This window comes from Granulicella aggregans (assembly GCF_014203275.1).
In the GTDB taxonomy this organism is placed as follows: domain Bacteria; phylum Acidobacteriota; class Terriglobia; order Terriglobales; family Acidobacteriaceae; genus Edaphobacter.
Genome location: NZ_JACHIP010000004.1, coordinates 38887 through 59227, shown reverse-complemented (window position 1 = coordinate 59227; position 20341 = coordinate 38887). Strand labels below are relative to the sequence as shown.

At 59.7% G+C, this 20341-nt stretch carries 17 protein-coding genes; 6 read left to right on the top strand and 11 right to left on the bottom strand.

The features are described from left to right. Positions 1-17: 17 nt before the first annotated feature. Together HDF16_RS14050 and HDF16_RS14045 are read left to right on the top strand one after the other, a co-directional pair. Entirely contained in the window at positions 18-656 is a 639-nt protein-coding gene (locus HDF16_RS14050) for an FMN-dependent NADH-azoreductase (protein WP_184217681.1), read from the top strand. Between the two features lie 23 nt (positions 657-679). Next, the gene (locus tag HDF16_RS14045; RefSeq protein WP_184217679.1) at positions 680-1057 is read left to right on the top strand and encodes a DoxX family membrane protein; all 378 of its coding nucleotides are present in this window, start codon (positions 680-682) and stop codon (positions 1055-1057) included. Positions 1058-1443: 386 nt separating this feature from the next. Here the strand turns inward: HDF16_RS14045 and HDF16_RS14040 are convergent, their stop codons facing one another. From HDF16_RS14040 to HDF16_RS14005, 8 genes are all read right to left on the bottom strand, one after another. Next, positions 1444-2529, bottom strand: a complete 1086-nt coding sequence (locus HDF16_RS14040) for a hypothetical protein (protein ID WP_184217677.1) — start codon at positions 2527-2529, stop codon at positions 1444-1446. Between the two features lie 250 nt (positions 2530-2779). Beyond that, complete coding sequence (locus HDF16_RS14035; protein WP_184217675.1) at positions 2780-4090, bottom strand: metal-dependent hydrolase family protein; 1311 nt, start codon at positions 4088-4090, stop codon at positions 2780-2782. 163 nt (positions 4091-4253) lie between these two features. Continuing rightward, positions 4254-5186 (bottom strand): ParB/RepB/Spo0J family partition protein, encoded by a 933-nt coding sequence (locus HDF16_RS14030; protein WP_184217673.1) that lies wholly within the window; start codon positions 5184-5186, stop codon positions 4254-4256. A 78-nt stretch (positions 5187-5264) separates the two neighbouring features. Further along, positions 5265-6191 carry a ParA family protein gene (locus tag HDF16_RS14025; RefSeq protein ID WP_184217671.1) on the bottom strand — a complete coding sequence of 309 codons (927 nt, stop codon included), beginning with the start codon at positions 6189-6191 and terminating at the stop codon, positions 5265-5267. Positions 6192-6930: 739 nt separating this feature from the next. After that, positions 6931-7560 carry a 16S rRNA (guanine(527)-N(7))-methyltransferase RsmG gene (gene rsmG, locus HDF16_RS14020; protein WP_184217669.1) on the bottom strand — a complete coding sequence of 210 codons (630 nt, stop codon included), beginning with the start codon at positions 7558-7560 and terminating at the stop codon, positions 6931-6933. 608 nt (positions 7561-8168) lie between these two features. Then, a complete protein-coding gene (locus HDF16_RS14015; protein WP_184217667.1) occupies positions 8169-8951 on the bottom strand; it encodes a gamma-glutamyl-gamma-aminobutyrate hydrolase family protein in 783 nt (260 codons plus the stop codon). A gap of 95 nt (positions 8952-9046) precedes the next feature. Continuing rightward, entirely contained in the window at positions 9047-9799 is a 753-nt protein-coding gene (locus HDF16_RS14010; RefSeq protein ID WP_184217665.1) for a 1-acyl-sn-glycerol-3-phosphate acyltransferase, read from the bottom strand. Next, positions 9796-11508: a bifunctional folylpolyglutamate synthase/dihydrofolate synthase gene (locus HDF16_RS14005; protein ID WP_184217663.1), complete on the bottom strand. Its 1713-nt coding sequence runs from the start codon at positions 11506-11508 to the stop codon at positions 9796-9798. The genes HDF16_RS14010 and HDF16_RS14005 overlap by 4 nt, the downstream gene beginning before the upstream one ends. A 260-nt stretch (positions 11509-11768) precedes the next feature. Between HDF16_RS14005 and HDF16_RS14000 the strand changes: the two genes are divergently transcribed. Together HDF16_RS14000 and HDF16_RS13995 are read left to right on the top strand one after the other, a co-directional pair. After that, positions 11769-11990, top strand: coding sequence for a DUF3185 domain-containing protein (locus HDF16_RS14000; RefSeq protein WP_184217662.1), 222 nt, complete (start codon positions 11769-11771; stop codon positions 11988-11990). Between the two features lie 98 nt (positions 11991-12088). Then, the gene (locus HDF16_RS13995; protein WP_184217660.1) at positions 12089-13291 is read left to right on the top strand and encodes a DUF2252 family protein; all 1203 of its coding nucleotides are present in this window, start codon (positions 12089-12091) and stop codon (positions 13289-13291) included. 111 nt (positions 13292-13402) lie between these two features. On the opposite strand, the gene HDF16_RS13990 is transcribed toward HDF16_RS13995, so the two are convergent. The 3 genes from HDF16_RS13990 to HDF16_RS31855 all read right to left on the bottom strand — a co-directional run bounded on the left by HDF16_RS13990 (position 13403) and on the right by HDF16_RS31855 (position 18625). Next, a complete protein-coding gene (locus HDF16_RS13990) occupies positions 13403-14863 on the bottom strand; it encodes an AAA family ATPase (RefSeq protein WP_184217658.1) in 1461 nt (486 codons plus the stop codon). A 292-nt stretch (positions 14864-15155) separates the two neighbouring features. Further along, positions 15156-17711 (bottom strand): ABC transporter permease, encoded by a 2556-nt coding sequence (locus tag HDF16_RS13985; protein ID WP_184217656.1) that lies wholly within the window; start codon positions 17709-17711, stop codon positions 15156-15158. Positions 17712-17986: 275 nt separating this feature from the next. Further along, entirely contained in the window at positions 17987-18625 is a 639-nt protein-coding gene (locus tag HDF16_RS31855; RefSeq protein WP_432432247.1) for a CGNR zinc finger domain-containing protein, read from the bottom strand. 241 nt (positions 18626-18866) lie between these two features. On the opposite strand from HDF16_RS31855, the gene HDF16_RS13975 reads away from it, so the two are divergent. Beyond that, positions 18867-19766, top strand: a complete 900-nt coding sequence (locus HDF16_RS13975) for an alpha/beta fold hydrolase (RefSeq protein WP_184217652.1) — start codon at positions 18867-18869, stop codon at positions 19764-19766. Between the two features lie 123 nt (positions 19767-19889). Further along, entirely contained in the window at positions 19890-20321 is a 432-nt protein-coding gene (locus HDF16_RS13970) for a DUF4437 domain-containing protein (protein WP_184217650.1), read from the top strand. The last annotated feature ends 20 nt before the right edge of the window (positions 20322-20341 follow it).

Here is a 20341-nt window from a genome sequence, read left to right as displayed (position 1 = left end):
ATATAGGAGGTTTCACCATGCCCACGCTTCTCCACATCGACTCCAGCCCCCTCTACGGCCACTCCGTCTCCCGCCAGCTCACCTCGGCCTTCGTCGACCAATGGAAGTCCTCGCACCCCGACGGCACCCTCATCGAACGCGACCTCACCTCCACCTTCATCCCTCCCATCAACGCCGCGTGGGTAGGTGCCGTCTACACCCCCGAAGACTCCCGCACCGCCGAGCAGAAAGAGACACTCACCCTCTCCGACTCCCTGCTGGCCGAACTCTTCGACGCCGACGAGTACGTCATCGGTGTGCCCATGCACAACTTCAGCGTCCCCTCCGTCCTCAAGCTCTGGATCGACCAGATCGCCCGCGTCAACAAGACCTTCTCCTACGCCGACGGCACCCCCAAGGGCCTGCTCACCGGCAAGAAGGCGACTCTCGTCATCGCCAGCGGCGGTATCTACGACGCCGGAACCCAATTCGCCTCCTACGACCACGTCGAGCCCTATCTCCGCGCCGTCTTTGGCTTCCTCGGAGTCGCCAAGATCACCGTCATCACCGCCGGGGGTGCAAGCGCCTTGATGCGTGGAGCCGACCGTGCTACATTCCTCGCTCCGCACCTTGAAGCAGTTCAGGCCCACGCCCAGGTTCAAGCCCAGATCGTCTAATCCTGCTTAGGAGTTTCTGCACCATGAAGATTGCCTCACTCGTAGCGCGTTACCTTCTCGGTCTGATGTTCACGGTCTTCGGCGCAAACGGCTTCCTCAACTTCATCCCCCAGCCGCCACCGCCGAACCCGATCGCCGCGCAGTTCTTCACGGCCATCAGCGTCTCGCACTTCGCTGTCTTCCTCTTCGCGGTGCAACTGGTAGCCGGCCTGCTTCTGCTCTCCGGCTACTTCGTTCCTCTAGCCCTCGTCCTGTTAGCAGCCGAGCTCTACAACATCCTCGCCTTCCACCTGACGATCGCCCCCGGCATCGCTCCGGGCCTGGTAGCCTGCCTGCTCTGGATACTGGTCTTCCTCCAGTATCGCGACAGCTTCAAAGGCATCCTCGCCCCAAAGCCCTAGCCAACCCGCCGTATCTATCTGTCCTGTGCCACGACCCTGTGCCCCATTCATCGCAGCCTCACCGCGATGAGTGGGCCCAGCCCATTACGTACCCACTCCCGAACGTCCGTCATCCTGAGCGGAGTCTGGCGCGTACTTGCGCCGGACGCAGTCGAAGGACCCCGAGCGATCACACATCACCTATACCGCCCGTAGCTTTCTGCCACAAATCCCCGCATCTCTTCCGCCACTACCTTAAACCCTTGTCATCCTTCGCGAAGCGGAGGATGTGCTGTGGCAATTGCTCTTAGCCAATTGCTCCGCCTATGACAAGCCTCTGGTCATGGACAGGCCTCAGTCAGTGTCAGGCAATATGTTTTAGGCTTGCCGTGACACTGCTTGCGCTTCTATTTCAATGTTTCTTCTGCTGGACACATGTGTGGGGGTTTGGGGTGGGCGGGATCAAAGCCCAAGTGATAGATCATGCAAAATTGGCTATGAATGTGTTTACCGGGATAAATGGTGTCGTAGTCTATAAAGCCCCGAACGTAGTAGGCGCGGTCTGGCATGGAACGATTGATGAGGAGCATCGTGTTGATGGCCGCATTATCGACATCGAGAGTGGGAAGTTCGCAATGGTCTTCCCCATCCTTAGCAAGAGTGTTATCGGCCGCTCCCATGCAGACTATAAGGTCGTTGGGCCCGGGGTCAGGAGCGATCGTGTTGGAAGAATCTCGCACAAAGCCAGTGATCCTTATATTCAAAGCAGGGGTCTGACCAAAGTTTTTATAGCTGAAGTGGGTGAAGCACCATCTCTTAGGTCCATTATGCGACCCGGTCATTATGGTGCATTCTTTGAGATCATCGACTACGCCAAGATGCGGATATATATAAGCCATGGTGCTAGCCTGCGAGGAAGCTATGGTGGATTCGCTGGCATCATGCGTAGCATTGGCGATATCCTGAGTAGCCTTCAGAGAGAGGGTCGCCTGCGTCGCGGCAGCATCGCTAGCGACCGTGGCATCTCTTCTTGCAAGTTCGTTTTGCCTCTCGGACTCCCTTTCAGCCCTTTGGGACACGATAGACGATCTATCCGAAGCCTCAGCCGATTGCTCGGCGGCAAGTGTTTGTTTTTGGATTTCACCGAATGTATCGTCCATTACTCGCTTTTGCTTCCACGCGATATCGGCGTAGATGCCAGCAGCTATGAAAGCAAGCCATGTCCCAATAGTAAGAACCACTTGTACGCTTATGTTTTGCCTGTGTCGAAGTCTCTGATTGGTGTCATCTTCAGTGCGCTCATTTTGGCGTACATCCTCGCTTATAGGGAGACTTTGAAGTGTTTTTTCTATGGACTTATAGGACTCGTATTGTGCGGTTTTCTGATCGCCTGCGGCTCTGACTACATTTTGGATATCCTGCCGAACTGATGCCATTTCGACGCGCACTGCCTCGATAGACTTACTCAGCGATTTAATTTCAGAAGGACGCATAGTGGATAGTATGAAACAGGAATACCACGAAGGCCCAGGGGCCTAGAAGCACTTCGAGACGGTTGCAAAGGCTGCTTTGAATGCGCCTAAGTCTACCGCTAAAAGGCCAGTTGCTTGAGGCGTACGCCAAAGAAAACCAACAAGGGCTAATGTTCCCGCTTGCCTCGCCTTTGTCGTTTCTTAGTGACGGAGCGCCGGGACCCACCCACGATGAGTACTTGGTCATGCGTGGGTTCCTAGCAACCAACCCTTACTTCGCCCCCGGCACCTTCTCCACCTTGCCACTCACCATCACAAACTTCACATCCTGCAGCACCTTCACATCCTTCAGCGGATCGCCCTCTACCGCGATCACATCGGCCCAGTGCCCCGGCGTTAATTCGCCGACCTTATCGCTCCATCCCATCAGGTCCGCCGCATTGATCGTCCCCGTCTGTATCCCCTGCAGCGGAGTCATCCCAAACTGGTTCACATACACATCGATCTCATGCGCGTTCAGCCCATGCGGATACACCGCCGCGTCCGTCCCCAGAGCCACCTTCACGCCTGCCTTGATCGCCTTGATCGCGTTCTGCTTCTCGACCGCGCTCACGTCCTTCATCTTCTGCTGATAGATCGCCGGCAGCTTCCCATACTGCTGCATCCAGTCGATCAGATAAGCCGTAGGCACCAGGTAAGTCCCATGAGCCTTCATCGCCGTGATCCCCGCATCATCCAGATACGAAGCATGCTCAATCGAATCCACACCCGCCTCGGTTGCCCACAGAATTCCCTGCGCCCCATGCGCATGAGCCGCCACCTTCCGCCCCAGCCGATGCGCGTCGTTCACAATCGCGACCATCTCTTCACGCGTGTACTGGCTCGCCTGCGGGTCGTCGCCCTTCGACAGCACCCCACCCGTCGCGCAGATCTTGATCAGGTCCGCGCCATACTTGATGTTCTGCCGAACTTTTTGCTGGACGGCAGCGATGCCGTCCGCGACTCCATCGCCCACCGCGTGATACTCGAACGGCAGCAGGTTGTCATCGCAGTGCCCGCCGGTAATTCCAAGCGGCGGTCCCGACACCTGCATGTGTGGCCCCGGAATCCTTCCCGCATTGATCTCATCCCTAAGCGCGACATCGGAGTAAGCTCCCGCACCCACATTCCTTACCGTCGTGAACCCGGCCTCCACCGTCACCTTCGCGTTCTCCACGCCGATGATGCCCTCCTTCGCCGGAGTCATCGTCAGCTCCCACACCGGGTCGAAGTTGTTCGCTCCTGTCAGGTGCGTATGCACGTCGATCAGCCCTGGCATCACCGTGTACTTCGTCAGGTCGATCACCGCGTCACTAGCCGCCGGAGTGATCGAAGCCGTATCCGCAATCGCCGTCACCTTGTCGCCGGTAACCACAATCGTCTTACCCGAAGCCTCTGCACCCGTCCTTACATCCAGCAGCTTCCCAGCCCGCACCAGAATCCTTCCCGGCGAAGGAGAAGCCGGCGTCTGAGCAGCCAGCGAACCCATCAAAACAATATGTAACGAAATAAGGAACAAATACTGCAACGAGAAAATCTTCATGATCGACACAGGCGGAACCTCACGGAGCAAGATGGGCGAAGCCGAAGCAACAAGAACCGGATGGCCCAGTCTACTGCGTGTTCATCGATTGCGTAAGCGGGGCTGCCCATCTTTCAATCAAGGCAAGCAAATGTATTTGTAACCAAAATCGGCACAAATCTCACTACCGCTTCACCCCAAGCGCGTCCAGAATCGCATCGAAGTCATGCAACTTCTTGTACTCGATGATCACCCGCCCACGACCCTCGTTATCCTCGATCTTTACCTTCAGCCCAACCGCCTGCTGGATCTGATTCTGGATCTCCTTCACATTCGGATCGAGCTCTGGGATCAGCTTCTGCTGTTTTTCCTTCGACTCCGGATTCAGAATCCCGTGAACATAAGTCTCCGTCTGACGCACCGACATTGACAGCCCAATCACCCGCAGTGCCGCCGACATCAGCCGATCCGGGTCTTCAATCGCGCTCAGAATCTTGGCATGGCCAAAGCTCAACTCGCCAGACTCGATCCTCTGCTGCACCGGCAGCGGCAGCTTGGTCAGCCGGATGTAGTTCGTCACCGTCGTCCGCGGCATACCCGTGCGCGTAGCCATGTCGTTCTGGTTCATCTTGAACTCTTCCGAGAGCCGCTTGTACGCCCGTGCCTGTTCCATCGGGTTCAGGTCGGCGCGCTGCAGGTTCTCGACGATGGTCATCTCCATCGCCTGCTCATCCGAGACTTCGCTCACGATCGCCGGAATCGTCAGCTTCGACGCCTCGAACGATGCCAGCCACCGCCGCTCGCCGGTGATGAGTTGGTACTTGCCCTCGCCCAGCGCCCGCACCACGATCGGCTGCACTACGCCGCTCGCCGCGATCGACGCTGCCAGCTCCTTCAGCTTCTCCGGATCGAAAGTAGTTCGTGTCTGGAAAGGATTCCGCGAGATCTTATCCAGCTCGATCTCGAGCGGCTTCCCGACGGGCGCAACCGCTACTACAGGAGCAGCCGTCTCTTCCGCCGCTTGAATTCTCGGTACCGCTGCAGGCTCGCGTCTCGGCAGCAGAGACTCCAGTCCCTTGCCCAACGCCCTGCGCTTTGGATCATTCACTATCGCCATATCTATCTCTCTCTTCCTCAGCTGATTGGGTGCCCCATCCATGGCTCGCCTTTGGCCATGGCTGGGATCCACCGCGGCCTATTTGTTGTAAGGCCAGAACTTCATCTCTTTTTTCGGAGTCGCATTGGACTTGCGTTCCTTCATCTTCGGGCTTTCGATGCCCTCGCGCGTCAGCACCTCGATGGCAAGCTCCTGGTACGCCTCCGCGCCACGAGACCGAGCGTCGTACATCGCCACCGGCTTGCCGTGGCTCGGAGCTTCGGCCAGCCTGATGTTCCGCGGAATCGTCGTCTTGAACAGCTTGTCGCCGAAGAAGCCCTTCAGGTTCTCGGTCACCTGCTGCGAGAGATTGGTGCGGTCGTCATACATCGTCAGCAGCACGCCTTCGAGCGACAATCCCGGATTGAACGCCTGCGCCACCCGATCCAGCGTGCTCATCAACTCCGAGATACCTTCGAGCGCGAAGTACTCCGCCTGCATCGGCACCAGCAGCCCATCAGCCGCCACCAGCGCATTCAGGGTCAAAAGGTCGAGCGCCGGCGGGCAGTCAAGCAGGATAAACGGATACTTCGTCCGCGCCGCCTCGATCGCATCGCGTAGCCGAAACTCGCGGCGTTCCTGATTGACCAGCTCAATATTGGCCCCGATGAGGTTCTTGCTTCCCGGCACCAGGTCCAGGTTCGGGACCTCCGTCGTCACCTTTACCTCGTCAAGTGGCTGCGCGCCCATCAGCAGATCGTAAATACTTGCCCGCTCCTCATCGCGGCCAAAGCCGAGCCCGCCGGTGGTGTTGGCCTGGGGGTCGCAGTCGATCAGCAGCGTCGGGAGCCCTTCCAGCGCAAAGGCTGCAGCAAGGTTAATCGCGGTGGTCGTCTTGCCCACGCCACCCTTCTGGTTGACGACGGCGATGACGCGCGCCTTGACGGCCGGCGCGTCCGATTTGGCACTGATTTGCTGCGTAGAACTCTCCGCAGGCTTTTCTGGGGTATCCGTAGCGTTCGACATGAATAAGTAAGCGTATCTAGCCGCATTCGGGCTGGCAAACGCTGCGGCTTGTGCAGAAGTGCCTTTGGCTGTGGAGAAGGTGTGGAACGCGGAAATCCCCGCTAAGCACGCCCGTTCCGGGGGAAGCCTGTGTGGAAAAGTATTTGCAGCCGGAGCCGTGCGCAAGGGTGCGTCGGCTGGATTCGAAAGGACTTTAGCATCCGCCTCGAAATTTCTCTCGAGAGGCAGGCCAATGTTCCACGTGGAACATTGAGCGTTCGATCATCCCGGACCCGTCATCCTGAGCGCAGCGGTTTGCGGTTTCATCGCGAACTGCGCAGCAGAAGGACCCTGAAGATGGTGGGTCAGCGATAGCTGATCAGATCTTTCAGCCACATCAAGTTCAATGTTCCACGTGGAACATTGCGACGTTCTCGCCCGAAAGCGTCGAATCGCATGGGCGATCCGGGCAATCTCGGGATCCTTCGACTGCGTCCGGCGCGAACAGCGCGCCAGACTCCGCTCAGGATGACGGGTAATAGGGCGGGTTTTGCGACGCGGGAAGAATGTTCCACGTGGAACATTGAGACGTTCTCGTCTGAAAGCGTCGAATCGCATGGGTGATCCGGGCAATCTTGTGGTTCTTCGACTGCGTCCGGCGCGAACAGCGCGCCAGAATCCGCTCAGGATGACGGGTAATAGGGCGGGTTTTGCGACGTGGGAAGAATGTTCCACGTGGAACATTGCCGTGTTACGACCTTTAGAGAGCGAAATCGCGGGCGATCAGGAGCAGTCGCAGATCCGCTTCACCCGGAAGGATGATCTCTCCTGTGAGCGAAAACTCTTGCAAAGACGGGGCTCCTTGCTTTCCCGAGGCGAGGATTGCCAATCGCCGAGATGCGCGAAGCGATGCCGCAGCGACGGCGGCATCCATGTTGTCGACCGCGCGCAGGGCCACCACGTCGAACGAGCGCGAGATGGGCATTGCCTCTACCCGGTTGGCCCAAACCTCGGTCTTCAAGCCCAGAGTGCGGACGACTTCGCGCAGGAAGGTAGCCTTCTTGTTCTGCGACTCGGCGAGTGTCACCTTGAGCTCGGGTCGGAGGAGTTGGATAGGAAGACCGGGAAAACCAGCGCCGGAGCCGAAGTCGAGCAGGGTGGAGCACTCGCCCAGGTGCTGGGCGGCGAAGAGGCTTTCACCGAAGTGGCGGCGAACGATCTCCTCGGGTTCGCGGATGGCGGTTAGATTAGTTCGGGCGTTCCACTTCAGAAGCAGTTCGAGATAAGTAGCTAGCTGGTCGTAAAGCGGGGCGGGTACTGCTGCATCGGGAGACAGGTAAGTGGCGACGAGTTCGGCGATCTGATTCGAACTGAGGGAGGATGCGGGCATGGACTCTCGAATCTGGTGAATGTTCCACGTGGAACATTGGCTTGCGGTGGGCCGGGAGGCTGGGCTGGGCCGGTTATGAACTGGATTGATTTTAGGGCACGGAGGTGGAGTTCGTTTCGGTTGGCGCCAAGGTGGAGAGGTGAGAAAGGACAATGTTCCACGTGGAACATTAAGCAGTTTTGACGCGAATTCGGATTGTTTTCGTTGATGATAAAGGGCTTAACGTGGAAACTCCGAGAATGTTCCACGTGGAACATCTGGTTTCTTTCCCCGAAATCCAACCATGGCCTTCATCTTGAGCGTAGCGAAAAATCCCGGGGGGAGGATCGAATTGCCATGGGTGCTGGGGAGCCTTTTGCCGCGAAAGTCGCAATGTTCCACGTGGAACATGTGGCATGTAAGGGCTTGCGACCTGGAACTTTGAGGCGAAAGGTTTGAGCGGTATGGCTATTGTGGCACCGTCGGGATCCTTCGCTACGCTCAAAATGAGGGCTTAATCAGAGGGGAAGGAATGGGTAGTTTCGCCGATGTTCCACGTGGAACATCGGCCTGCGGAGGCCAGGTTCCCGTAATGTTCCACGTGGAACATTACGGGCATCTGAGAAGAATTAGGCTACGGAGGTGCGGATGGTACGGGGAGTCCAGGCCGCGGCTTCAGCCACGAAGCGGGAAAAGATGGAGCGAGAGGCAGCGCTGATCTCGGTGCTGCGCTCGGGATGCCACTGCAGGCCGAGAACCCAGTGGGCGGTCGCGCCTTCTGTGGCCTGGCCACCTTCGACCGCCTCAATGACTCCATCCTGTGGGCAACGAGCCACGACGCGAAGGCCATCGCCGGGAATGCCTACGGCCTGATGGTGGCTGGAGTTGATGGGGAGGCGGAGGAAGTCTTCCTGCAAGGGAGCTTCATCCTGTGTGAGCAGGCTGCCGAGCATCGACTCCGGCGCGACCATGGCGGAGTGGGCGATGGCGACCGAACCGCCGGCAGCGTGATTGACTGGCATGACGGTCAGATCCTGAACCAGGGTGCCGCCGCGCCAGACATTCAGGATCTGGACGCCGAAGCAGAGGGCAAGGATGGGCTTATAGAGGTTGTGGGCGTCCTGGATGAGAAGTTCGTCCACATTTTCGCGGGCGTGGTCGGCATCGGCGGTGGCCTCGATGCGCTCGTGGCCGTACTTCTGAGGATTCACGTCGGCGGGGCTGCCGGGAAGGAGGATCGCCTGGCAGGTGTTGATGAGGTCGGCGATCTCGGATGGCGTGAGCGTGAGAGGGACTTCGACGGGCTCACCTCCGGCCTGCTGGACGGCAGCGGCGTACTGCGGCCAGGACTTCTGGTTGTATTCGAGGTCGTTACTGGTCGGTACGGGGATGGCGATGCGGGGCTTTGTCATGCTTGCTCGGGCTTCTTTCGGAGTTGGCGGCGGCGCCAAAAACAGATGCGGGGATTCTTCGCTTCGCTCAGAATGACGGCCTCGGTGAAATGGGGCTACTTCAAGGGCCTTCGATATTGATCGTACATCGTGGCGATGGCTTCGCGGACGCGGGCGGTGAGGGCGGCGGCGTCGCGGGTGGTGAGGCCGGTGGTGGGGATGGGATCGCCGATGACGGCCAGCAGGGGGCGCGGGGTGAGGTGGTAGGTGTGTATGGGAAGGAGCTCGTAGGTGCCGATGAGGGCGATGGGGACTACGGGAACGCCGGCTTTGATGGCCATGAAGGAGCCGCCGGAGAGGAAGTCCTGAATCTGGCCGGTGGCGGCTCGGCCGCCTTCGGGAAAGAGGACGAGAGGAGTGCCGGACTTGAGCGTGGCGACGCCGCGGCCGAGGCTGGCGATCATGGAGCGGTTGTCCTTCGAATCGACGGGCACCTGGCCCGAACGGTTGAGGTACCAGCCGATGAAGGGGACCTTCCAGAGGCCCTGCTTGGCGAGGATGCGGAACTGGAAGGGAAGCGTCGCGAAGAGGACGGGGGTGTCGTAGTAGCTGAGGTGGTTTGAGGCGTAGACGGCGGGACCGGGCTTGAGGCGCTCGAGGCCGACGGCGGTGACGGGCGACAAGGCGATGCGGAGCAGGGAGCGGGCCCAGAGGTGGGCGATGAAGTGTTGCTGGCGGCCGGATTTATCCCATAGGCCGCAGAGGAGCGAGATGCAGCCGAAGAAGGCAGTCGAAAACGCGACGAGGGGCGCGAGGAGGACGTAGGTGATGAGCCGGAAGGCGAGGCTCGCTTGTGGCGGCGAGGTCACGCCGGGACTTCCTCCGCGGTGGGTTCGAGGGCGAGGTCGCGGATGGCGCCTACGAGGTAGACGGAGCCGGTGGCGATGATGAGGCCGCCCGGAGGGGTGATGGCGCGGGCCTGGGCTAGAGCTCCGGCGAGGTGCGGGGCGGCGTGGGCGGGGATGTCGAGAGCGTGGGCGGCGGCCAGGAGGTCTTCGACGTTGGCGGCGCGCGGGTTGGCGATGGGGGCGAGGACGATGTGATCTTTCTCGCGACCCTCGCGGGGGCTGGAGTCGAATAGCGGGAAGAGGATGCGGGACATCTCGGTGAGGTCCTTGTCGCCGAGGCAGCTGAAGAGGAGGGTGCGGGGCTGGTCTTCAGGCAGGCGGGCGATGGCGGCGCGGAGGGTCCATGCGCCGGCGGGGTTGTGGGCTACGTCTAGGAGGAGGTTTGGGGGGAGGAATTCGAGACGGCCGGGCCAGCGGGTGTTGCGGATTCCCGCTTCGATGGCGTGGGTTTCTATTTTGTAACCTTTTAAGTTACTTATTTCGGGATTGTAACTTTTTTGGTTACGTAATGCGTTCGCGGTCGCGATGGCCAGGGCGATGTTGCGTTGCTGGTGGTGACCGGATAGGGGGGAGTCGACTTGTAACGGTTCGTTGTTGAGGGTGAGGATGTATTGGTTGCGGGGGAGAACAGACACAATTTGAGGCTGAAAGGTTCGAGCGTTCGGGGTCGCGTTGAGTCCCTCGGGGTCCTTCGACTCAGCGCTGCGCGCTTCGCTCAGGATGACGGCTTCGTCCAGGCGTGGCATCTGGGGGAGTTGGGAGGGGATGAAGTCGGCGGCGCTGATGGCTTGGAGGTTGAGGAGGGCGGCGGCTTCGCCGATGGCCTGGTTGGCTTCGGGGTGCTGGGGGAGGGTGATGAGAGTGCCGTTGGCGCGGAGGATGCCGGCCTTTTCGCGGGTGATCTCGGCGATGGTGTTGCCGAGGTACTCCTGGTGATCGAGGGCGATGTCGGTGATGACTGAGAGGAGGGGCTCGACGATGTTGGTGGCGTCGAGACGGCCGCCGAGGCCCACTTCGAGAATGGCAATGTCGACTTTTTCTTCGGCGAAGTACAGGAAGGCGAGGGCGGTGAGGACTTCGAAGAAGCTGGGGTGGTGGGGGAGTTTTTCTTCGGAGATTAAGGTGGCGGCGGTGTCGTCTACGCGGGAGAAGAGGCGGGCGAAGGTTTGGTCGGGGATTTCGGTGGGGTTCGTCGAGATGGGGATAGGGTTTACGTCCCACACCTCAGAGGCGAGATGTGGGGCACCCGCACCCGGCTCAAAGGTTTGAGCGGATTTGGTGGAGTCTGGTTCCTCGGGGTCCCTCGCTTCGCTCAGGATTACGGCTTTATTCTCTGTTGCGGCGGGGAGGATCTGCATGCGTTCGTTGACGCGGGAGAGGTGTGGGGAGGTGTAGAGGCCTGTTTTGTAGCCGGCGGCGGAGAGAATGCTCGCTAGCGTGGAGGCGGTGCTGCCCTTGCCATTGGTGCCGGCGATGAGAACGCTGGGGAAGGTGTTTTGGGGGTCGCCGAGAGCGGCTGAGAGGGTGCGCATGTGGGCGAGGTCCCACTTGCGGCGGGGTGCGGGCGTACCGTCGGGGAGCGGAGGCGCGGGGGCTAGTTCCTGACCGAGGGCGTAGAGCTGGTCGATCGCGTGAGTGTAGGCCTGGTCGGGAGTAGCGGTGTGGGACATGGGATTGATTTTATCTTGGCGGGCGGAGGACATGGGCAAGGACAAAAGCGGGTCCTTCAAGTGCGCGGCACGCTCCGCTCAGGATGACAAGGGTTTGGGTGAGTGGGATATAGAGACGGTTCGTGCTTCGCACGAATGTCCCACCCATGACCAAAAGCATGTCATGGATGGGGCACCCGAAGTTGTGGCGGCTGTCGATGTGTCGGGGAATCTGCATCAGAGGAAGTGGTCATTAAATAAGTTTGGGGGAGTGAGTCGCTATGAAGGCAGCAACGCTGGTTGGGATTGTTCTGATTATTTTGGGGATCGCCGGGTTTGCCCTGGGCGGCGTGAGCTTCACGCATGAGAAGAAGGATGTGGACCTGGGTCCGCTGCAGGTGTCGCATAAACAGACGAGCACGCTGCCGATCTCGCCGATTTTGAGTGTGGTGGCGCTGGTCGCGGGAGTTGGGCTAGTGGTCGTGGGTGCCAGAGGAAAGTAGTCTGGGCAGTCCTAATAAGAACTCGGTCTATCGCGACGAGTTCTTCGCGCCTCACAGAAGCAGAACTTTCGCTGAGGAGCGACGACCTACTTGATCGAATGAAATTAAAACAAGTCATGCCTAATGGGCGCCAAGAAATACTTACGGAACGTCGACGTCTGAAGATGGCGCAGTCGGCCCATGCTTACGTGCGGGGAAATACGATCAAGTTCTACGAGTGGCTTGATCGCGCGGGCAAGTCGAAGTCGCTTCCGGAGGGGCCGTCGATCTGGATCTGCGGTGACTGTCATATCGGTAATCTCGGTCCGGTGGCGAGCGCTGAAGGTAAGGTCGAGATTCAGATTCGCGATCTCGATCAGACCGTGATCGGAAACCCGGCGCACGACGTGATCCGGTTGAGCCTTTCGCTGGCCATGGCGGCACGCGGTTCCGACCTGCCGGGCGTGACGACGGCGCTGATGGTGGAGCAGGTCATACAGGGCTATCGGCATGCGCTTCTTGGCCGGGCGTCGAAGGTGAAGGAGTCCGACGTCATGCCGATCAAGCTGGTGATGCGCCAGGCGTTGAATCGAGAGTGGCGACATCTCGCTGAGGAGCGCATCGAGGACGTCAAGCCAACGATACCTTTGGGGGCGCGGTTCTGGGCTCTATCGAAGGCTGAGAGAGAAGAGATCGAGCGGCTGTTTGGTGAAGACGATGTGCGAAAGATGGCGACGTGCCTTAAGAGCCGGGACAACAAAGATAAGGTTGCGGTGCTCGATGCGGCCTATTGGATGAAGGGATGCAGCTCGCTCGGGCGACTGCGATTCGCTGTGCTGGCGGGGATTGGGAAGGGCAAGAGGCGAGACTTTTCTTTGATCGACATCAAGGAGGCGGTTAAGGCTGCGGCTCCTAGAGCGGCGAAGAGCGAGATGCCGCGTGGGAACGCAGAGCGAGTTGTGGCCGGGGCCAAGGCGCTGTCGCCGTTTCTCGGGAATCGTATGCTCGCTTCGCAGTTCATGGACAAGTCGGTCGTGTTGCGTGAGCTGATGCCGCAGGATCTGAAGTTTGAGATGGAGAGTCTTACGCAGGCTGAAGCGATTGCGGCTGCGAACTTGTTTGCCGGGGTGGTGGGACGGGCTCATGCTCGGCAGATGAACAGAGACACGCGTGGGAGATGGGCTGCGGAGTTGATGAAGACGCAGGGGAAGACGATCGATGCTCCTTCGTGGTTGTGGAGCAGTGTGGTGGATCTGGTGTCGGATCATGAGGCTGGATATCTGGAGCACTGCCGTTTGTTTGCTATGAAACGGGCGGGGTAGGTGGGAATTGGTCGGGGGCGGTTCGTGCTTCGCACGAATGTCCCACCCATGACCAAAGGCATGTCATGGATGGGGCACCCAAGTGGTGGCGCTTCGATAGGGTGGGTCTCTTTAGCTGTTGCGGCGGACGCAGAGGTTGTCGATGGCGTAGTCGATGAAGCGCTGTTCGAGGCGGACGGGTTGGCCTAAAAAGCGGCTGGTGGCTACGATCTGGTCGACGATGAAGCGGGGTTGGAAGGCGGCGAGAGGAAGGCCCTTTTCGTCGCGGATCTTGTGGACGACGCAGTGGAATTGCTCGTCGTCGATCTGAATGCCGTGCGGTTCCAGCTGGTTGTCGAAGATGCGGCGGAAGAGCTTGAGGTCGGGTGCGCCGATCTCGATCTTGTAGGGCAGGCGGCGAAGGAAGGCCGGGTCCATGAGGTCTTCGGGCTCGAGGTTGGTCGAGAAGATGACCAGCTCGTCGAAGGGGACGGAGAAGCTTTTGCCGGTGTGGAGCTTGAGGTAGTCGACGGCGCTTTCGAGCGGGACGATCCAGCGGTTGAGCAGCTTAGTGGGGCTGACGAGCTGGCGGCCGAAGTCGTCGATGACGAAGCAGCCGCCTAGCACCTTCATGTGCAGCGGGGCTTCGTAGATGTGGGAGATGTGGTCGTAGCTTAGCTCGAGCATCTCGAGGGTGAGCTCGCCGCCGGCGACGACGAAGGGGCGGCGGCAGGGGATCCAGCGGAGGTCGTAGGCTTCTTTGCGGAGGAGCGATGGGCCGTCGCCAGCGTCGAGGTCGGAGGCGGTTGCGTTGGGCCCGGTGCCGGGGATGTGGGCGTGGATGCTTGGGTCGTAGAAGGTGATGATCTGGCCATCGATGGTGACGGCGTAGGGGACGTAGATGACGTCGTTGAAGAGGCTGGCGAGGCGGAGGGCCGCTGAAGTTTTGCCGTTGCCGGGGGGGCCGTAGAGGAGCATGGCGCGACCGGCGTTGAGGGCAGGGCCGACCTGCTCGACGATGAGGTTGTCGAACTGGAGGTCGCGGAGGGCGTCGCGGACGCGGTCGATGGTGACGGTCTCGTTGGTGAGCTTCTGCAGGTTGACCTGGTAGGTGAAGTCTTCGAGGGAGACGGGAGCGGGGCCCATGTAGCGAAGTTGCTGGAGGGCGTCGAGGGTGTAGCGGCGGCCCTCGTCGGAGAGGGTGTAACTCATCTCCATGGCCGTGTCGGTGGGGCGGAGGCCGCGGGCGAGAAGGAAGCGGCGGTCGACGGCGGTCTTGACGAGCTCTTTGACGAGGGTTGCGGGGAGCTTGATGGCGTCGACGAACTGGCGGACGGACTCGAGCTGATTCTGGTGGATGAGCTTGAGAAGGAGGGTGAGGAGCTCTTTGGAGTCGATGCCGGTGGAGTCGAGGTCGCGGGGCTCGGCGGGCATGCGGTTGAGGAAGGCTTCGAGGGCGGCGTGGGTGACGGCGCCGAGGGCGACGAGGTGGTCGCCGAGACGGCCGCCCTGGCGGGCCTGGAGCTGGAGTGCCTGCGCGATCTGGCTGGAGGTTACCAGCTTCGCGCGGACGAGCAGATCGCCTAGCCTCATTCGAACGCTGATGGTGGCCCCCTTGCGACGAACATAGATGTCAGCCCGCAGCTAGTTGATGGTTGCATGCGTGGGGGTAATCGGAGGGGTGAAGGGATGGGACGGGGGTGGGACGGGGAGTGACGCTTCGGTGGGATGTTGGAGTCTGCTGGGGTGGTGATGTTGGTGGCGGCCCACCCATGGCCAAAGGCTTGCCATGGGTGGGGCACCCGCGTTCGTGCCAGCCACCGGAGTTGGCGGCGGACCCACTCATCGCTTGAGACAGAGGCGCGATGAATGGGGCACAGAATTTCTACTCCGCGCGGAGGGCTTTTACGGGGTTGATGGAGGCTGCTCGTTGGGCGGGGATGATGCTGGCTAAGAAGGCGCAGAGACTTAGGGCGAGGATAGAGCCGCCGAGGACTATGGGGTCCCAGCCTTTGACTTGGTAGAGCTGGGCGGAGATGAGTTTCGCGCAGCCGATCGAGGCGGGGATGCCGATCGCCAGGCCGATGAGGATTTGAAGGAAGACTCCGCGCAGGATGAGGCGGACGATGTTCAGGCGGTTTGCGCCGAGGGCCATGCGGACGCCGATCTCGCTGGTGCGGCGTTCGACCGTGTAGGCGGCTACTCCGTAGAGGCCGACGGCTGCCAGGACTAGGGCCAGGATGCCGAGGAGGCCGGTCATCTGGGCTACGGCTCGCTGCTGATCGAAGTTGGAGTCTACCTGGGCTTCGAGGGACTGCACGCTGAGGAGGGTGAAGTTGGGATCGACGTCGGCGAGGATGCGGCGGATCTGGGGTTCGAGGCCTTCCATGCTGCCGTGGACCTTGAGGATTGCGCCTTCGATGAAGTGGGTGCTGTCATCCATGGCCTGCATGAGCGGATGGTCGTACTGCACTCGCTGCGTGAGCGGGGCGAAGAAGATTGGTCTGACGGGACCGTTGCTGGCGGGGTCCTGGTACTTGGCATCGCGCACTACGCCGACAATCTGGTAGACCGCGTTGTACTTGGGAAGATCCAATCCGAAGAGAGTACCGAGAGGTTCTTCGCCGGGCTTGAAGAAGCGTTTTACGAAGGCTTCGCTCACAACGGCGACCTTCTGGGTCGAGGCGGTATCGTCGACCGTAATCGAACGTCCACGGAGAATCTTTTGACCGAGGGTCTCGAAATAGCCCGGGTTCACGTGGTCCCAGGATGTGCCTACGGGATCGTTCATGTTGGGCATACCGTGACCCTGGCGGATGACGATCTCTCCCCAATTGTCCTGCAGTGGCGTGTACTGGGCCAAGGCCGCACTCTCTACGCCGGGGAGGTGAGAGAGGCGGTCCTGGAGGTCGCGGTACATGGCGTCTAGCTTCGGCTGTGGGTAGGAGTTGTAAGGAGCGCTGAGGCTGATGGTGACGCGATGGTCGGTCTCGTAGCCGAAGTCCTGGTGCTGGAGTTTTTCGAGGCTGCGGGTGAGCAGGCCTGCTCCGGTGAGCAGGACGACGGAGAGCGTGGCCTGCAGGATGACGAGAGACTTCTGCGAGAGTGATGAGGAATCTTTGGTGCTGCGATTTGCGCCGCGCAGAGCTTCGGCGGGGTTGACGTGCGTTGCGAGCCAGGCTGGAGCCGTGCCGAAGAGAGCGCCGGTGAGGAGTGAGAGAAGGAAGGCGAAGCCTAAGACTGGCAGAGAGGGGGTGGCGTCGATGGGTACGTAGTGTGCCCCACGGAAGGCGAGGGCGACGATGATCTTTACGCCGAGGAAGGCTACGGCGAGGCCAAGCAGGCCTCCCATGATGGAGAGGACCAGGCTCTCGGTCAAAGATTGGCGGATGAGGCGTTGGCGTGAGCCTCCTAGGGCGAGGCGGACGGAGGTCTGGGTGCGACGCGATGCTCCGCGTGCGAGCAGGAGGTTGGCGATGTTGGCGCATGCGATGAGGAGAACGAGACTGCAGACGGCCAGCAGGATGTTGAGGCTGGCCGAGTAGTTGGCCTTCATCACGCCGACACCCGCGCCGGCGGGAACGACCTTGATGGTCTGCTTCGGCAGCTGGGACTTTATTCCATCCATCCACTCGGCGGGGAAGCCGCTTTCGTTGACGAGCCAGCCGCGCAGGAGGTTGGTGAGCTTGTCCGGGAGAGCGGCGGGGGAGGCTCCGGGTTTGAGGCGGCCGATGACTCGTACCCATGCGTTGAAGCGGTGCAGCATGGAGTTGCTTCCCGCCATGACGGTCTCCTGGTTGAGAGGGATCCAGATCGCTGGGGGATCGCTACGGAGGGTCTCGCCGAAGAAGCCGGGCGGGGTGATGCCGACGATGGTGAAGGGGTGGCCGTTGAGGATGAAGGTGGAGCCGATGATGTGGGGGTCGGAGCCGTACTCCTGCTGCCAAGTGCGGTAGCTGAGCATGGCTACGGGGGCGGAGTTGGGCTGGTCGTCGGAGGGGATGAGGGTGCGGCCGGTGAAGGCGCTGATGCCGAAGGTGGAGAAGTAGTTTCCGCTGACGTACTCGCCGCCAAGGGGCTTGGCGATGTGGTCGGTCTCGCCGCGGCGGGCGCTGAACCCAGTGCCTCCGGCCTGGAAGGCTGCGAGTTCTTCGAACTCGGGCGTGTTCTGCTGCATGCTGAGGTAGAAGCGGTAGGAGAACATGCCCCAGTTGTCCTGCGGGCTGCCTTCGACGCAGCAGTCCTGGCCGTCGCCGATGCGATAGAGCCGTGCGGGATCGACACCGGGCAGGGACTTCAGCATGACGGTGTGGATGAGCGAGAAGATGGCCGTGGTCGCGCCGATGCCCAGCGCCAGGGTGAGCATGGCGGTGAGGGTGAAGACGGGGGAGAGACGCATTTGGCGGATCGCGTAGGCGATGTCCTGGCGCAGGGTTTGCATGGGTGGCCCTCTGCGAGGGGGTACGGCGGGGCGGCGGGGATTGTTCCCTGAAGGCTTTAAAAACGTTCTGCTTGATTGAGTAGGGTGCGGAGGGGTGCAGGATTGACGGTGCTTAGTTTTCTGGGTGACGAGAAGCGCGTTACCGGGACTAAGCGCTGCTCAATGAGTGCATCGGCCTGCTGTCACCAGTCGTGGTGAATCGGTAAGAATTGCTGAATGCCTCTGAGATCCTCGATGAGCGTTCAGCATTTGTCCAATCTGGTTGCTCCGTCTGACTAGGCCTGGCGTGCGCGTTGCTTTCGCCTATAAGTTGAAACCTTCTCTCGATTCCCACACAGATGCATACTGCACCAGCGTCGAGATCCTTTCTTGCTGATGTCATAGAAATTGACGACGCATCTCTCGCACTTGCGAAGTCGATTCAGGGGTACATCCGTTAGAAGATGAGCTGCGGAATCAGCAAGCTCCCTCCACAGGTCCCTCGGAAAAACTGCCGGGTCGACATATGTCTGCCTCCGCGTGCCGGACCGGTTACTCACCAGGATGTAACGTTGCGGGTAGGCCAGCAGTTTCTTATTGAGTTCCTCTAGGAAGGCTGGCTCGGGATTCTTTCCGGATTCCAGCCGTAGAACCGTGGAACGTAGCTCTTCGCGGAAGACAAGCAGATCTTTCAGAAAGCGTCGGGCCGCCTTTGAATTCTGCCACGTTTGAGCGGTTCGATCTTTTCCAGCGCCCTTGGGCAGGCCTGCGGCTTCGAACCACCGGCTCAGCGATGCTGTATCCGGCAGCAGCTCTACGGGGCCTTCCTCGTTCACCAGGCGCGTGTTCAGGAAATCTAAAGCAAAATAATTCCCTACAAAGAGGAAGCCATCGATCCACTCTTCGGGTTGCTGTGCAGAAGTGCCCACATTCATCTCTCCTAAGCATAGGACGTAGACGCCATCGCTGGGGATTCTTTTGACGGCCAGCAGAGCGGAACCCCAGAACATCTGAAGGCCGTGTGCGAAGCGGCTCGCTGAGAGCACCCTCTTGTTGTCTTACTAAATTATTGACACCGTTATTGTAACTTTTAACGGTGTTGCGGACTCTATATACCTGAACGCAGAGACTTGTCCCCAAAGTTTTCGTCTTGCCACCCTAATCGAGAGAGATCCCATGACCCAGACTTATACCCCAGCCGTCCTCGCCAGCACCGTAACCCATAGCTCCATCACTGTAGATGGTCTCAACATTGCATATCGCGAAGCGGGTGATCCTTCAAGTCCGAAACTTGTCTTACTGCACGGCTGGCCTGCGTCCTCACATCAGTTCCGTGACCTGATTCCGGCGCTTGCCACCCGCTTTCATGTCATCGCACCCGACTACCCGGGATTCGGGAACAGCGACACGCCCGACCCAGCGACCTTCCCCTACACGTTCGACAAGCTGGCAGAGATCACAGAGGGTTTTTTGAAGGCGAAGGGCTTTGAGCGGTTCGGTCTCTACGTACAGGATTACGGCGGTCCCGTCGGCTTTCGCATCGTGACCAAGAATCCGAAGGCTCTGGAATGGCTCATCATCCAGAACACGAATGCTTACGAGGTTGGCTTCAGCGCAGCATGGGGCGGTTTGCGCAACGCTCTTTGGCTCGATCGTAGTGACGAAAATGAGAAGGGTGCCGCAGGTCTGCTGGAATTGGAGACAGTGAAGGCGACCTATCTGGGCGGCTCAACCAACCCGGCCCTGATAAGTCCTGATACCTGGAACATGGATTACTTCCACACGCTGCAGCGGCAGCATGGACGTCAACTCCAGCTGGATCTCTTTTACGACTACCGAAACAACGTCACGCTGTATCCCAAATGGCAGGCATTTCTAAAAGAACAGCAGCCGAAGACGATCATCTTCTGGGGTCAGGGAGACATCTTTTTCACCCCAGTGGGCGGAGAAGCCTACCTGCAGGAGTTGCCAAAAGCCGAGATGCACCGACTGGCTGCAGGCCACTTCGCGACGGAAGATTGTCTCGACTACATCGCGGAACATATTCATACATTCTACGAAAAGTTTATTGGCTAATTCGAATCTGGACCTTTCGATGATTTGTCGAGAGGCCCAGCTTCACGCAACGCTCTTGCAGTAGTACCGAATGTTCGTACCCTTTTGTGCGGATAGATGTTAAAGAACTCATGGAGGATTTGAATGAGCACACCAGAATCGACAGCAGCATCAACAAAGACCAACGTCGTTCACGAAGGCCCATCCGTAAGCATTCCAGCCAACGAGATCAACTTCGTTCAGACCGGTGTGAAAACGGCGAAGGGCGAACTCGAGGCAGGACCAGCCTACGGTGATTTCCAGAATGGTCGCCACGGAACGTTTGTGCGTATGCCGGCTGGTTTCAAGAGTCGGGTACACAGCCATACCGAAGACTATTTTGCTGCAGTTGTTGAAGGCATAGGGTCCAATCATCCGGCCGGTGGTGAAGCGGTGCCGCTGCCTGCCGGCTCTTACTGGTTCCAGCGTGGAGAGGAAGCGCACGTCACCGAGTGCCTTTCAGAGACGGATTGCCTCTTCTTTCTCGTTCAGCCCGGCAAGTTCGATTACGTCATCGAAGGTCCGGAAGAGAAGTAAACCCCACCCGGGAAGGCTGG

Bases quoted from the DNA above. Each gene is read 5' to 3' on its own strand.
- HDF16_RS14050 (WP_184217681.1), top strand. From the start codon at position 18: ATGCCCACGCTTCTCCACATCGACTCCAGCCCCCTCTACGGCCACTCC.
- HDF16_RS14045 (WP_184217679.1), top strand. From the start codon at position 680: ATGAAGATTGCCTCACTCGTAGCGCGTTACCTTCTCGGTCTGATGTTC.
- HDF16_RS14040 (WP_184217677.1), bottom strand. From the start codon at position 2,529: ATGCGTCCTTCTGAAATTAAATCGCTGAGTAAGTCTATCGAGGCAGTG.
- HDF16_RS14035 (WP_184217675.1), bottom strand. From the start codon at position 4,090: ATGAAGATTTTCTCGTTGCAGTATTTGTTCCTTATTTCGTTACATATT.
- HDF16_RS14030 (WP_184217673.1), bottom strand. From the start codon at position 5,186: ATGGCGATAGTGAATGATCCAAAGCGCAGGGCGTTGGGCAAGGGACTG.
- HDF16_RS14025 (WP_184217671.1), bottom strand. From the start codon at position 6,191: ATGTCGAACGCTACGGATACCCCAGAAAAGCCTGCGGAGAGTTCTACG.
- rsmG (WP_184217669.1), bottom strand. From the start codon at position 7,560: ATGCCCGCATCCTCCCTCAGTTCGAATCAGATCGCCGAACTCGTCGCC.
- HDF16_RS14015 (WP_184217667.1), bottom strand. From the start codon at position 8,951: ATGACAAAGCCCCGCATCGCCATCCCCGTACCGACCAGTAACGACCTC.
- HDF16_RS14005 (WP_184217663.1), bottom strand. From the start codon at position 11,508: ATGTCCCACACCGCTACTCCCGACCAGGCCTACACTCACGCGATCGAC.
- HDF16_RS14000 (WP_184217662.1), top strand. From the start codon at position 11,769: ATGAAGGCAGCAACGCTGGTTGGGATTGTTCTGATTATTTTGGGGATC.
- HDF16_RS13995 (WP_184217660.1), top strand. From the start codon at position 12,089: ATGAAATTAAAACAAGTCATGCCTAATGGGCGCCAAGAAATACTTACG.
- HDF16_RS13990 (WP_184217658.1), bottom strand. From the start codon at position 14,863: ATGAGGCTAGGCGATCTGCTCGTCCGCGCGAAGCTGGTAACCTCCAGC.
- HDF16_RS13985 (WP_184217656.1), bottom strand. From the start codon at position 17,711: ATGCAAACCCTGCGCCAGGACATCGCCTACGCGATCCGCCAAATGCGT.
- HDF16_RS31855 (WP_432432247.1), bottom strand. From the start codon at position 18,625: ATGAATGTGGGCACTTCTGCACAGCAACCCGAAGAGTGGATCGATGGC.
- HDF16_RS13975 (WP_184217652.1), top strand. From the start codon at position 18,867: ATGACCCAGACTTATACCCCAGCCGTCCTCGCCAGCACCGTAACCCAT.
- HDF16_RS13970 (WP_184217650.1), top strand. From the start codon at position 19,890: ATGAGCACACCAGAATCGACAGCAGCATCAACAAAGACCAACGTCGTT.